Source organism: Candidatus Nomurabacteria bacterium, assembly GCA_023898425.1.
Classification (GTDB): domain Bacteria; phylum Patescibacteriota; class Patescibacteriia; order 2-12-FULL-60-25; family 2-12-FULL-60-25; genus HK-STAS-PATE-2.
Genome location: CP060222.1, coordinates 159,797 through 172,053 on the forward strand (window position 1 = coordinate 159,797; position 12,257 = coordinate 172,053).

At 43.9% G+C, this 12,257-nt stretch carries 16 protein-coding genes and 2 tRNA genes; 13 read left to right on the top strand and 5 right to left on the bottom strand.

Annotated elements, in window-relative coordinates:
* Window positions 1–11: 11 nt before the first annotated feature.
* A complete protein-coding gene (locus tag H6759_00865) occupies window positions 12–740 on the top strand; it encodes a ZIP family metal transporter (GenBank protein USN52620.1) in 729 nt (242 codons plus the stop codon).
* Between the two features lie 45 nt (window positions 741–785).
* Here the strand turns inward: H6759_00865 and H6759_00870 are convergent.
* Window positions 786–862, bottom strand: a tRNA-Val gene (locus H6759_00870).
* Between the two features lie 121 nt (window positions 863–983).
* Here H6759_00870 and H6759_00875 point away from each other — a divergent pair.
* The 8 genes from H6759_00875 (at window position 984) to H6759_00910 (ending at window position 5,043) form a co-directional block, all read left to right on the top strand.
* The gene (locus H6759_00875; GenBank protein ID USN52621.1) at window positions 984–1,484 is read left to right on the top strand and encodes a hypothetical protein; all 501 of its coding nucleotides are present in this window, start codon (window positions 984–986) and stop codon (window positions 1,482–1,484) included.
* A 91-nt stretch (window positions 1,485–1,575) separates the two neighbouring features.
* Window positions 1,576–1,649: transfer RNA gene (locus H6759_00880), tRNA-Gln, on the top strand.
* A 111-nt stretch (window positions 1,650–1,760) separates the two neighbouring features.
* Complete coding sequence (locus H6759_00885; protein USN52622.1) at window positions 1,761–2,153, top strand: DoxX family protein; 393 nt, start codon at window positions 1,761–1,763, stop codon at window positions 2,151–2,153.
* 9 nt (window positions 2,154–2,162) lie between these two features.
* Entirely contained in the window at window positions 2,163–2,729 is a 567-nt protein-coding gene (locus H6759_00890; protein USN52623.1) for a hypothetical protein, read from the top strand.
* Between the two features lie 16 nt (window positions 2,730–2,745).
* Window positions 2,746–2,940 carry a hypothetical protein gene (locus H6759_00895; protein USN52624.1) on the top strand — a complete coding sequence of 65 codons (195 nt, stop codon included), beginning with the start codon at window positions 2,746–2,748 and terminating at the stop codon, window positions 2,938–2,940.
* Between the two features lie 48 nt (window positions 2,941–2,988).
* Entirely contained in the window at window positions 2,989–3,963 is a 975-nt protein-coding gene (locus tag H6759_00900) for a polyphenol oxidase family protein (protein ID USN52625.1), read from the top strand.
* Between the two features lie 199 nt (window positions 3,964–4,162).
* Window positions 4,163–4,399: a hypothetical protein gene (locus H6759_00905; protein ID USN52626.1), complete on the top strand. Its 237-nt coding sequence runs from the start codon at window positions 4,163–4,165 to the stop codon at window positions 4,397–4,399.
* 119 nt (window positions 4,400–4,518) lie between these two features.
* Complete coding sequence (locus tag H6759_00910) at window positions 4,519–5,043, top strand: hypothetical protein (GenBank protein ID USN52627.1); 525 nt, start codon at window positions 4,519–4,521, stop codon at window positions 5,041–5,043.
* 31 nt (window positions 5,044–5,074) lie between these two features.
* Here H6759_00910 and H6759_00915 read toward each other — a convergent pair whose 3' ends face one another.
* The 4 genes from H6759_00915 to H6759_00930 all read right to left on the bottom strand — a co-directional run bounded on the left by H6759_00915 (window position 5,075) and on the right by H6759_00930 (window position 9,192).
* A complete protein-coding gene (locus tag H6759_00915; GenBank protein USN52628.1) occupies window positions 5,075–6,577 on the bottom strand; it encodes a DEAD/DEAH box helicase in 1,503 nt (500 codons plus the stop codon).
* A gap of 219 nt (window positions 6,578–6,796) precedes the next feature.
* Entirely contained in the window at window positions 6,797–8,746 is a 1,950-nt protein-coding gene (locus H6759_00920) for a Zn-dependent oligopeptidase (protein ID USN52629.1), read from the bottom strand.
* 63 nt (window positions 8,747–8,809) lie between these two features.
* Entirely contained in the window at window positions 8,810–9,049 is a 240-nt protein-coding gene (locus H6759_00925; protein ID USN52630.1) for a hypothetical protein, read from the bottom strand.
* On the bottom strand, window positions 9,028–9,192 hold the full coding sequence (locus H6759_00930; GenBank protein ID USN52631.1) for a hypothetical protein: 165 nt from the start codon (window positions 9,190–9,192) through the stop codon (window positions 9,028–9,030). The genes H6759_00925 and H6759_00930 overlap by 22 nt, the downstream gene beginning before the upstream one ends.
* 113 nt (window positions 9,193–9,305) lie before the next feature.
* Here H6759_00930 and H6759_00935 point away from each other — a divergent pair, with 113 nt between their 5' ends.
* The 4 genes from H6759_00935 to H6759_00950 all read left to right on the top strand — a co-directional run bounded on the left by H6759_00935 (window position 9,306) and on the right by H6759_00950 (window position 12,251).
* Window positions 9,306–9,878, top strand: a complete 573-nt coding sequence (locus H6759_00935; GenBank protein ID USN52632.1) for an RNA polymerase sigma factor — start codon at window positions 9,306–9,308, stop codon at window positions 9,876–9,878.
* 2 nt (window positions 9,879–9,880) lie between these two features.
* Window positions 9,881–10,813, top strand: coding sequence for a hypothetical protein (locus H6759_00940; GenBank protein ID USN52633.1), 933 nt, complete (start codon window positions 9,881–9,883; stop codon window positions 10,811–10,813).
* 4 nt (window positions 10,814–10,817) lie between these two features.
* On the top strand, window positions 10,818–11,396 hold the full coding sequence (locus H6759_00945; GenBank protein USN52634.1) for a DUF3486 family protein: 579 nt from the start codon (window positions 10,818–10,820) through the stop codon (window positions 11,394–11,396).
* A gap of 111 nt (window positions 11,397–11,507) precedes the next feature.
* Entirely contained in the window at window positions 11,508–12,251 is a 744-nt protein-coding gene (locus H6759_00950; GenBank protein USN52635.1) for an SH3 domain-containing protein, read from the top strand.
* The last annotated feature ends 6 nt before the right edge of the window (window positions 12,252–12,257 follow it).

Genomic DNA, 12,257 nt, shown 5'->3' on the forward strand with positions numbered 1-12,257 from the left:
CCCCCAACTCTATGGTATTTCTCTTTATTATCTTGGCCTTTGCCATGATCATGTTAGGTGGATTAGTGGGTTTAAAATTTCGTGATCGTTCACATTTATTACTAGGCGCTTCGGCCGGTATTATTTTGGGGATGGTGTCATTTGAATTGATCCCTGAGTCACTTGAGTTGGCGGAGTCGGCAGGTATCGAACACTGGATCCCGATGATGGGTTTTGTTATTGGTTTTTTTCTTATCCATGTACTCGAACGCACGATCTTAATGCATCATGCGCACGAGGATGAATATGCATCGCATACTCATCCGCATATGGGTAAGGCTCAGTCTGCGGCAATTATTGGTCATGCCTTTTTTGATGGTTTGGCTATTGGTTTAAGTTTTTTGGTCTCAGACGCGGTTGGTATCAGTGTTGCTTTGGCCGTACTTGCTCATGATTTTTGCGATGGTTTAAATACCGTTTCTTTTATGGTGCGTCATGGGAATTCTAAAAAACAAACCGTTTTGTTTTTGGTAGCTACAGCCGTCGCACCTCTTTTGGGAGGTGTTCTTAGCATGGTTGTTCATGTGCCAGATGTTATTTTGCCTGTTGTCTTGGGTTGGTTTGCAGGTGTTCTTTTGTATATTGCTGCAGCAGATGTATTGCCCGAAGCACATGCGAAGCACTCAGGTTGGAAGACAATTGCTATGACGGCAGTAGGTGTTATCGTGTCATTTTTGATCATTATGACCATCGGGCACTAGGCTAGCAGCCATTAAAAAAAACCAGCCGTTTGGCTGGTTTTTTTGTGGTGCGCGTATCAAGATTCGAACTTGAGACCTTTACAATGTCAATGTAACGCTCTAACCAACTGAGCTATACGCGCGCAATTTGTGACCAAATAGTAGGGGATTTAGAGAGTATCGTCAACCATCCACAAACAGGTTTTGTATAATGTGGTATACTCTATACATAACTAACTCCTTGAGGATTTAAGCACTTTGGCTATGAGCGAACCTATCAAAAAAACAACGACGCGTAAGCGCACAACAAGAACCAAGAAACCAGCTGGAAACAGCCCTGCTCCAAGCATGGGCAACGCTGTTTGCGGGCATGACGGACACTGCACAAGCAATGCTTGCAATGTTCGATACGTTGGCCCAACCTCGCAAATCGCTGACCATCACGCAACGCATTTTGCTCAAGCATCAACGCATATCTGGTCGGCGGCTGTTGTTACGGGCCTTGCTCTCGTTGTTACGGGTACGATCGCTTTTCAGGCAGCAAATGCTGAATCAACACAGGCTGCACGCGCACTACAAAAGCAGAACGCAAATCGTGCTGATATCGCACAGGTTATTGAACAGCTCAATCGTATTGAACGTGTTTCAACCGAGACGCGTGACCTTTTAAAGGGTAATACCGAGCCAGAAACGGATGTAAAGAAGCTCGAAAAGACGCTTCCAAAGCCAACTCAACCAAAAATTACCACTCCAACAGACGAGTAGTCTAAGAAGAAAAATCCGCTTTTACGCGGATTTTTTTTCTCTTTATACTTGATTGACGATCTTGTCTTTTTTCAGTATTATCTGGCCACATTCGGAGATCGTCTAATGGTAGGACTACAGCCTCTGGAGCTGTGTATCTTGGTTCGAGTCCAAGTCTCCGAGCCACGTAAAAGCCTTAGCTAAAAAGCGGGGCTTTTTGCTTTTGGCTCACGTGGCTAGCCGGGTTTCGCCTGTGGCAGTGTTGTGCACTCGTTGCACGAGTATTAGTATTTTGCTATGAACTATCGTAATAAAAAAGCAGTGATGACCGTACGTGTCTTGCTCGGTCTTATGTTCGTCTTCAGTGGCGTCTCAGGTATGGCTGCAGGCCTTACAGGCATGGAAGGCAAGATCCCAGCTCCGATGCTCACCACCCAAATGCAATTGTGGGATATGGGGATTTTTCAAATGATCAAAATCACCGAAATCGTCGCCGGCCTCATGTTGATCTTTGGTTTCTTGCCAGCGCTTGCCTTGCTCTTCGTGGCTCCGATTTGCGTTGGTGTTATCGTCTATGATCTTTTTACTGTGCCGGCATATCTGATATCAGGTATCGTGGTTTCGCTGATGACCGCTTATCTTGGGTATGCGTATTGGGATAAGTTTAAGGGGTTATTTGAGCGGAAGTAGGTAGTCAATATGAACGACAAGCCACAATTTGAAATCGAATATGAAGGGGCTGATCAGTATGATTTTGAGGATGAACAGTGGTCAAAATCGAAGAATCTTGATAGCTACTCAAAATGCATAGGATTGTTTTTCTTGTACTTCAGTTCATTTGAACATGTATTTGATACTGGACTTGCAGACATTATTTTTGATGACTCGCATTCATATTCCTATCTCTTTATAAAGAGCATGGAAATGTCTAAAAAAATCGATTTATACTACGGGCTTGCTCTCACGCTGATCATTAATTCAAATAAACCGGCTAATAAAATTATCAAACTTGATTTAATTAAGAAGAAAATCACAGATCTTATTGAAGTAAGAAATAAGATAGCCCATGCAAGATGGACTACATTGGACACGAAAGGCTTTGTTCGTGTTGATGTAAAATTGGATACGGTGAAAGGTTTAGTGAAATTTCGCAAATATAAAATAACTCCATCGGTGATGCGTAAGCATGTTACTACAATCAAGAAGCTTTCTAAGGAGTTTGAGACGTTTAATGAATCCTTACTAATTGCATGCGTTAGTTTTTAAGTATACGTTTGGTGCTATGCAGGATAATCTTTTCAAAATCACCGATATCGTACCAGTCTCCGGTACGTATCTCTGCGTACCTTGCGGGCATACGCAGTATTTTGAGCAAGGTGATAAATTTGAAACGTGCGAAGTGTGTCTTGCGGGTACACCGGATGGCTGGACAGGCTATGAGACGGAAGAGGCGGAGTTTTGGCAGTATGTTGGATAAAGCAATCTAGTTGTTGTTCGGTGATTGCATACAGAGTATTATCTCTTCATGGAGAAATATATCGTAAATACGCCCGAAGCAGCGCTCACCAAAGGGGAGCGTATTGAAAAAGGTATTTGGCGACCGGGAATCATGGATCGCTTTACCGATAAGTTAGGCGTAGGTTCTACGACCAAACTTACCGAAGTAAGAGCGCCAGGAGCCGGGCATTTACCTCAGCTTCGTATCACGAGCGATCCTAGTCGCGTTATCGAAGACCGTGATGAGTTAGAAGCAAGTTTAAAAGCGAAGAATACCGGTGAAAGCGTTGATGATTTTCGTGGCAGAAAAGTAGCTGCAGGTATGCAATTAACTCGCATGCTCCGAAACTTAGATCTTGAGGCAAATCCTCGTGACATGCTAAAGACGCGTTTAACGCATGGTACAAATATTGTTCTTGTTGATAAAGAATATCTCGCCCTTCCTAAAGCAGAGCAAGCTATGATGGCTGCCGATGGATTGATCACCCGGATGAAGCATATTCCGATCATGGTAGCTGCCGCAGACTGCGCGCCGATTATCATTTATGATCCAAAAACAGAAACGGTAGGTGTTTTTCACGCGGGGTATCGAGGTACTGTGGCTGGCATTGCCAGAAAGGGTATAGAAACAATGGCCAGAGAATACCAATGCAAGCCAGAAGACTTGATCGTTTCTGTTGGTCCATATGCAGACGGAGATAGTTATGAGATTGATACGGGCTTATTAGAGCAGTTTCGTAATCAGAAAAATGATGATGGTGAACCGGCTTATACTGAAGATGATTTAAAAAAGATGTTTAAACCACACCCCACAGATGTGGCTAAGGTCATGTATGATAACGGGGAAGCAATACGCTTGCAGGCAGAAAAAGCCGGTGTAAATAGAGAGAATATCGAAGTGAGTCAGTTGTCCACGATGAAAGATAATGAATTGCTATCATCAGACAGAAAAGAGGGTTTTAATAATAGAGACACATTAATGGCAATGGCTGTTTTAAAGTAATATATGAAGACACAGTATTTAGTTCCTTTATTAGCGGTAAGTTTGTTTATCGCTCCTCAAGCACAAGCAGCAACACTAGGGTCACAGTTGTCTGGTCGGATTTTGTTGCAGACGGAGCGTCATGGTGAAGCTTGGTATGTAAATCCAAAAACACAGACACGGCATTTTTCTTTTTCGTGCGGAGCAGGCGTATCAGATTATGCGCGAAGAAGGCGTTGGAATCTCGAATGCAAACTTAGAAAAAATCCCGGTTGGGTTTTATGCGTTAGCTGGTACTGATACCGATGGCGATGGTTTAGTAGATGATATGGAAAAATCTATCGGGACCGATCTCAACAAAAAAGATACAGATGGGGACGGAGTTTCTGATGCGGATGAATTAATAAAGGAACAAATCCAAAAAGCCGTGACGCAACCAAGTATGATACCGGTTTAGCAAGAGCAAACTCAGGAAAGATCTTTTTACAGGTAGAAGCGCATGGTGAGGCCTGGTGGATAAATCCGGTTGATCTTAAGCGGTATTATCTTGGTCGCTCAAGTGATGCGTATGCTCTTATGCGTGCTTTTGGTCTTGGTATTACAAATGCGAATCTCGCAAAGATCCCTGTTACCACAAAGCTTATGAATTGTTTTGAGGATACACATTGCGTGACTTCAGCATTGGAGCTCGATCAGTTATCAGAAGTTAATTGGAAGGTGAAAGAAGAGCTTTCGGGTATTTTGGTAGAGGCGACAACAGGTATGAAGCTCTCAAGAGCGGGGCAAGATTATGCTCTTGATGTGATTGTTAAAGGTGGATCTGTAACGATCACCGAAGCTGGACGACAAGAGCTATTGAGAAATGGTACAACTGAAGAAGAGCTTACACAGCTTGGTGATTTTTATAATCTTGGGGCAACGGAGTTTGTTGGCGTAAAATCACGTTGCACATTTGAAACGAGAGCAAAGGTATTAAGCTACCTCCGTCTATTGAGAGATAATAAAGTGAAGGGCACAGAGAATGCAGCTCAGTCGCTCACGGACGTATCCAGTATGGAGACAGGGGAGCATCTTGGTCAGTGTGTTATCACTTCATACTAAATAAAACATCCCGCTTTCGCGGGATGTTTTATTATCCGTGGATTTTTACACGGCCACCAGTAATGATTACTGGAGGGATGTCTGATGAACCAGTTGAACGATTGCTGTATTTACTGCGATCGTTCTTTTTTGCGTAGGCAGGTTTTGCGCCATAGGCAGGCTTGCGATCACTGTAAGAAGGTTTGCTTCCAAAGGATTTTGGGCCACCGAATGAATCCGTGCGAGATGCACCATAGGATGATGTGCGAGGTTTGCCGTAGCTTGAGCTAGAACCTGAGCTTTTTCCATAGGAGCGAGCTTGTTCGCGTGCGCGTCCATAGGTTGCGCGACCGCCAAGATCACGTCCGTAGACGGATCGAGAATCACCGAGTTCTTCGTTGGTTACCGCAGTGCGGTGCGCAGGAAGATCTACTGGCAATCTTGAACGAGGGATTTCTTTGCGGATGATGCGTTCGATCGACTTAATGTCACGAATTTGATCAGGAGTTGCAAAGGAGATAGCGCGACCTTCGTGGCTTGCACGACCGGTACGACCAATACGGTGAACGTAATCATCTGGATTGTCCGGAAGATCAAAGTTAACCACGAGACCGATCTCTTTCACATCGATACCACGTGCAGCGATATCAGTTGCAACGAGAATACGGTACTTGCCGCTCTTAAAGCCTGCGAGGGCTTCTTTACGTTGGTTGAGCGAACGGTCTGAGTGAATCTCAGCAGCCGTGTGGCCCATGCGTTGAATTTGAAAAGCGATTTTATGCGCACCGTGTTTTGTACGTGAAAAAACAAGAACGGTTTCTTTTGTATCCGTGAGGAGTTTTTCAAGAAGACGAATTTTATCTTGACGAGGGACCAAGATCATTTCTTGGGTAACACGTGCGTTTGCAGTACCAGCGGTGGCAACTTCTACGCGTGTTGGTTGCTCCATGTATTTATTGGCGATATGCACAATTTCTGGAGGCATGGTTGCTGAAAACAACATGGTCTGACGTTCGTCAGGTACGGTTTGAAGCACGCGTTTGATTTGTGGTTCAAAACCCATATCTAACATGCGATCAGCTTCATCAAGAACGAGTACATGGACATCGTCGAGTTTAACCGTTTTTTGATCAAGGTGATCAATAAGGCGACCCGGGGTTGCTACGATCACATGTGGTTTGCGACGTAATGAGTCCAATTGAGGACGCATAGACTGGCCACCAATCAAAACCGTTGTACGTAAGCCGATGTGCTTAGCAATTTTTTGGAGTTCTTCTTCAACCTGCAAAGCAAGTTCGCGTGTTGGAAGAATAATAAGACCACGTCCTTTGGATTTTGAGATGCGTTGAATCATCGGAATCGCAAAAGCGAGGGTTTTACCAGTACCGGTTTGAGCGATACCGATCATGTCTTTACCTTCAAGGGCGACAGGGATTGCCTGTGCTTGAATAGGTGTTGGCGTGACTAAGCCACGAGCCGTAAGGGCTTCGAGGAGCTTAGGGGCAATACCGAGCTCACTAAAAGCTGGTACGGCCTTGGTTTCTGGCGTATTCATAAAGAAAACGAGTTGAGTTCTGCCTTAATAAGAATTCTCAAACACAGGCAGGTGACTCGATTTCCTTAGAGGACAAGCGGTATACGCAAAGGTTCGAGCCAATGATTTGAGAGAGCGAAAGTATACCTTATTATAATAAAAAAGTCAACCAGAGGCTTTCTCCGCCGACGCTCGTCGCGCGGCACCTCTTTCACTTCGTGAAAAAGGGGATATCGATTTTTAGAGCCCCAAATACTTCTTATAGGCTTCATTATTTGGTTTTCTGCCTAAAAAGCGCTCAACAAGAGCATATCCGTCGGCGCTGTCTCCTTGTGAGAGGATGGCTTCGCGGTAGGCGGCGCCTGTGGCGGGGTTCATGAGGCCTTCAGAGAAGAAGCGACTCGCAACATCATGAGCGATCGCTAAGGCCCACTGGTAGCCATAATAGGCGGCGTCATAGCCGTTTAGGTGGCCGAAGCTTGCCTCTGGGTGGGTGTTCTCAGGGCGTTTGAAATGTGAGAACTGTGGATAAAGCCCATCATAGACTTTTGTGGTGTCTTCAATCGCTGGAGCGGTGTGATAGGTAAAGTCCAGTGTTGCGAGAAAGAGTTGCCGTTCTGTAAACGTTGCTTCGCCAAAGTTACGCGAGGCTGTCAAAGCATCAAAGAGGTCTTGAGGAATAGTCTCTCCAGTAAGATGATGTTTTGCAAAACGATCAAGAACGACACGATCCCAAGCCCAGTTTTCGAAAAGTTGAGAAGGGACTTCGACAAAGTCCCAAGCGACACTGGTGCCACTCTGACTCGCGAGCTCCGTTTGACCAAAGATTCGATGCATCGCATGACCCATTTCATGAAAGAATGTTTCGACATCGCTATGAGTGAGGAGTGCCGGCGTACCATCTTTTGATTGAGCAAAATTACAAACAAGCGAACATATTGGAAGAATGACTTTTCCGTTCTTTTTGCTGCTGGCACGCATCCCAAAAACAGCCATGTGTTTATACTTGTCTGGGCGTGGGTAAAGATCAAGATGCAATGTACCGATAACTTCGCCTTTATCAATGACGTGGTAGGTCTCAATATCAGGGTGAACACCTTGCTTTGGCTGCTCTTCAAATCGCACATTGTAGAGATCCTCAATAACACGAAGAATGCCATGTTTGACGGCGTTTACTTCGAAATATTGGCTAAGTATTTGTCCGTCCAATTGAAAGCGTTCTTGAGTTGCTTTTTCGTTTAGATAGGAGGAGTCACTTGCTCGCAATTGATTGCCATGAGGAAGCTCTAATCGTTGAGCGAGTTCGTCAAAGATAGCAAATTCTTTTTCGCGTGGTGTAATAAGTCCTTGATGAAGATCGTGTAAAAAAGTTTCGACCGTTTTTGCGTCTTTTGCCATACGCGGTTCTAGCACATAATCCGCCCAAGTGTTGTGACCTAGGAGCGCGGCTTTTTGACGACGCAAAGCAATCATCTCCTTAAGTAATGGAAGATTGGCTAAGCAACGATTTGCATTAAGCGTGTAAAGTTCTAATGCGGCATCACGATCCTTTGCATCACGCATAAAAGGCACCAAGTCTGGATAGTCGGTCGTAATATGTATGACTCCCTCAGTATCTGGCTGGTGTTGAGCGATGTATTGCTCAGAAAGTCCCACGAGTTGTTCGGGCTTTATTTTTATCGAAAGCGTTTCGGCAAGATTTTGATCAAATACCTGTCCAAGATCGGTCAGTTTTTTATTAAGATCTTTTAATTCTTGCTGTTTGTCTTTTGGGAGTCCGAGACCATTGCGACGATATTCGTTTAACGATTCACGCATAAAGCGCAAACGCGAAGGTTCGGTTTCGCTTTGTTGTTTTTCAAATCGTTCAAGTACATGAAATACATCCTCATCTAAAAGGAGTTCGGTGATAAAAGCGCTGATTTTTGGTTCTCCTTCGCGTGCGGCATCACGCACCTCTTTGTCAGGATGTGTGGCTGCCATAAGGTGCGGGATGGAGCTCGCTTCACCAATCATAAAGTGTAAATCATCGAGAGCGTCAAAGGTTTCTTCCCAGGTAAGAGGAGATTTTTCTTTTAAGGCAGCGATGTTTTTTTGGAGGGTTTTGGCCTTCTCTAGGTGTTGATTTGCGTGCATGCGTACGCCTTCGGCGGTAAGGCAGGCTTCAAGCGGATGTGTTTCGATGTTCATAGGAATTTCTTTTTATGCATGTGGGCCGCTAATTGAATCGTGAGAGCAATGAGGGCGACATTTTTAATGATATATTGTCCTTCTAGTTGGTACAAACGGTGCGCTCCAGGCGATTTGTGGAAGGATGAACAGTGGCAAGAGGGTAAGTGACATATGAAGCCACATAATCGCGATTGTTACTCGGCTAATCCATTCATTTTTAAATAAGAAGAGAATACCGATGAGCGCTTCTAATACACCAAAGAAAAAGATAAATGTTTCAGGCGCGATCATTGGTAGTGTCACCTCAAGTAATTCGCGCACAAGGGGATTGGCGGGGAGAGCCCAAAGACCTTTAAAGAACCAAACCAAAAATAGATAATAAACAATGCGATACGCGCCATAGCTTCACCGTTTTTTTGTGCAAAATGAATGGTGGCGGCATCAAAACGTGAGATATTATTCATAAAACAAAGTTCTGACACACAATAGCAGAACTGTTTCAAAAGGGGTACGATTAAGAGCGCGGCATATTCTCTATTAGAATATTTATCTAGATGTCGCGTATTAGTAGATAGTCATGTCCATGCTTTTAGATACCATGACGGATGAACAGCTCGTTTCTCAAACCTTAGAGCATAAGGAGGCTTTTGGTGTGCTCGTAAGGCGATATAGCGATAAACTTACGAGATATATTCAACGTCTTGGTGTTTTTCGACGTGAGGATGCGGAGGATGTTCTACAGAATGTTTTTATCAAAGCCTATCGTAATCTCAATGGATTTGATTCTTCTTTGAAATTTTCTTCATGGATTTATCGTATTACTCATAACGAAGCTATGAGTTTTTTTCGTTCACGTAAAGCTCGTCCTGAAGGTTCACTTATCGGGGATAGCGAAATCGTGCTCGATGTTTTGCCTTCGTTATTAGATATAGAGTCCGAAGCAAGCAAATCTTTAGATAGCGACATCCTTCGTAAAGCGCTCTATAAGCTGGATGCCAAGTATCGTGATGTTCTCGTGCTGCGTTATTTTGAAGAGCGTGAATATAACGAAATATCGGATATTTTACAGGTACCTGTGAGTACTGTTGGTACGCTTATTTCTCGAGCAAAGAAAAAACTCAAAGAGTATTTTGCAAAAGACCCACGTTAATTATGAATACACCTCAACACACAACGCCAGAGCGAGATCCGATTGCCGACAAGGTTATTGGACTCATCGAACAAGAGCATGTGACTCCACGTCCGCGCTGGCAATTTGTATTGAAAGAACAACTGTTATGGTTTTTTGCTGTACTTGCCCTTGTATTAGCCGCGGCAGCTTCTGGTGTAGCTGTTTTTGCCTTTGTAAATTCTGGCTTTGAGTTTTATCGTGTAACGCACTCAGGGGTTTGGTCATTTCTTTTTGATATTTTGCCGTTGTTTTGGATAGTGATCTTTGGGGTGGCGCTTTTTATCGCTTACGAAAATATTCGTCATACTGGACGAGGGTATCGTTATTCCTTCTTTCTTCTATTGGCGAGCGGCGTATGTATTGCTGCTGTTGGCGGAACATTGGTCTATATAACGGGCTTAGGTTCGCAAGTGGAGAAGCGTATTGGTTCGCATATCCCACTACATAGGCCTACGATTGAGCAACAAATGCAACTCTGGAATCAGCCAGAACAGGGTTTATTGGCAGGAGAGATTATTGATTTTAGTAAAGATTTTTCAATTGTAACGATTCGGTCGTTTGATGGTTCGACATGGAAGGTAAATGGTGAAGATTTACGCATACGTGACTGTCAGGCATTGCTTGCGTCAAAAGAAATCCGCTTTGTTGGACTACCAATCAAAAACCAACAAGAGCTCAATGAACGTGTGTTTCATGCGTGTTTTGCGATTCCTTGGGAGCTAAAGGGTTTATCCGTAAAAGAATTTACGAAAAGTTTTTCTATGAGAAAGATTGAACCTATAAATCCGTTTCCTGAGTTGTCAGAAGAACTTCGTGAAAGAAAATTTTCGTCAGAGCGTAGTAGTGATTGTAAGGGCGTACGACCTTATCAATTCCTCAAGACGCTTCGGAATGAAGAAGCGCTAACCCTCTAACATTATGAATAAACGTAAAACAACCTACTCATTAGCACTTATTATCCCGCTGTTTGCCCTCATGGTCATCGTAGCTCCGCTTTCGAGCGTATCAGCACATGGTTTCGGTGGTGAAAAGACACCTCTTACACAAGAACAAAAAGATGTTTTAGCAAAAGCGAAAACACTCATCGATGAAGGTAAGAAGGATGAAGCGCAGCAGCTTATCAAAGATGCTGGCTTACCCACAGGACGAGCAGCTATGCATCGTTATAAAAAGGGTGTGAAAGAGCCAACCGAAGAGATGAAACAACAACATGAAGCCGTAACGGCAGCTATTGTTGCCAATGACTTCGCTTCCTTTAAAGAACTAACCGCTGACAAGCCATTTGCAGGTGATATTGATGCAGACGCTTTTGCAAAGCTTGTAGAAGCTGAGAAGCTTCGTGCCGCAGGTGATGAAGCGGGTGCAAAAGAATTGCTTAAAGATATTGTGAAGCATGATATCGGTAAGCTAATGAAAGAACACAAGCAGTTCAAACAAAAAGTACGAAATGGTTTTCAAAAGCCATGGAGTGCAAATAAAAATGAAACAGCCAAATAAGAACGTTGTTATAGGGGAATAGCGTTCGATAAGGTCAAACAAGCATGCAATAAAACCGCCATTTGGCGGTTTTATTGTTGTGAAAGACCCACGGTGCTACTCTGTATATATATGCGAAAAACCCTAGCTATTGTATCAATGCTGTCGTTGTTTTCAACGACGATGCCAAGTACCGCCTTTGCTGGAGGATGTTTTGAAGATCCTATTTATGATCGTCAATGGACGGCGACGGTTACAACCGGTGCTCGCGTAAGAGATGTTGCTTGTATGGAAGGTTCAACGGTACTCACAACAATTGCCGTGGGCAGCAAGGTTGCGTTAATAGGAGAGACAGATGGTTGGTACAAGATAAAAACAGTTGATGGAAAGGTTGGTTGGGTTGGTCAGCAATTGGTAAGCGTATCTCAGACGCCATTTACAGCGCCTCCCGTTACAATAAAGCCAAAGCCTGAGCTGGTTATCTCTTCGCCTGCCGCAACAAGATTACGTGGGTATATTTTATTGCGTGTCGAAAAATACGGTGAAGCTTGGTACGTCTCGCCAGAAAATGGCGCTCGTTACTATATGAAAGACGGCGCTACCGCTTACCAAATGATGCGATCTTTTGGCTTAGGGATTACAGAAAGTGATTATGCAAAGCTTGTTGTAGGTAACGGCCCGTTTATTGATCGCTTGAAAGGCAAAATCGTCTTACGTGTGCAAGAACACGGTGAAGCTTATTATATTCACCCAAATGGAACGGTGCATTACCTTAAGGACGGAGCCGTTGCCTACGAGCTCATGCGTAAGTTAAGCCTTGGCATCAAGGATGCGGATTTGTTAAAAATCAGCGAAGGCATTTTAAAGATCAAATAAAAAAAT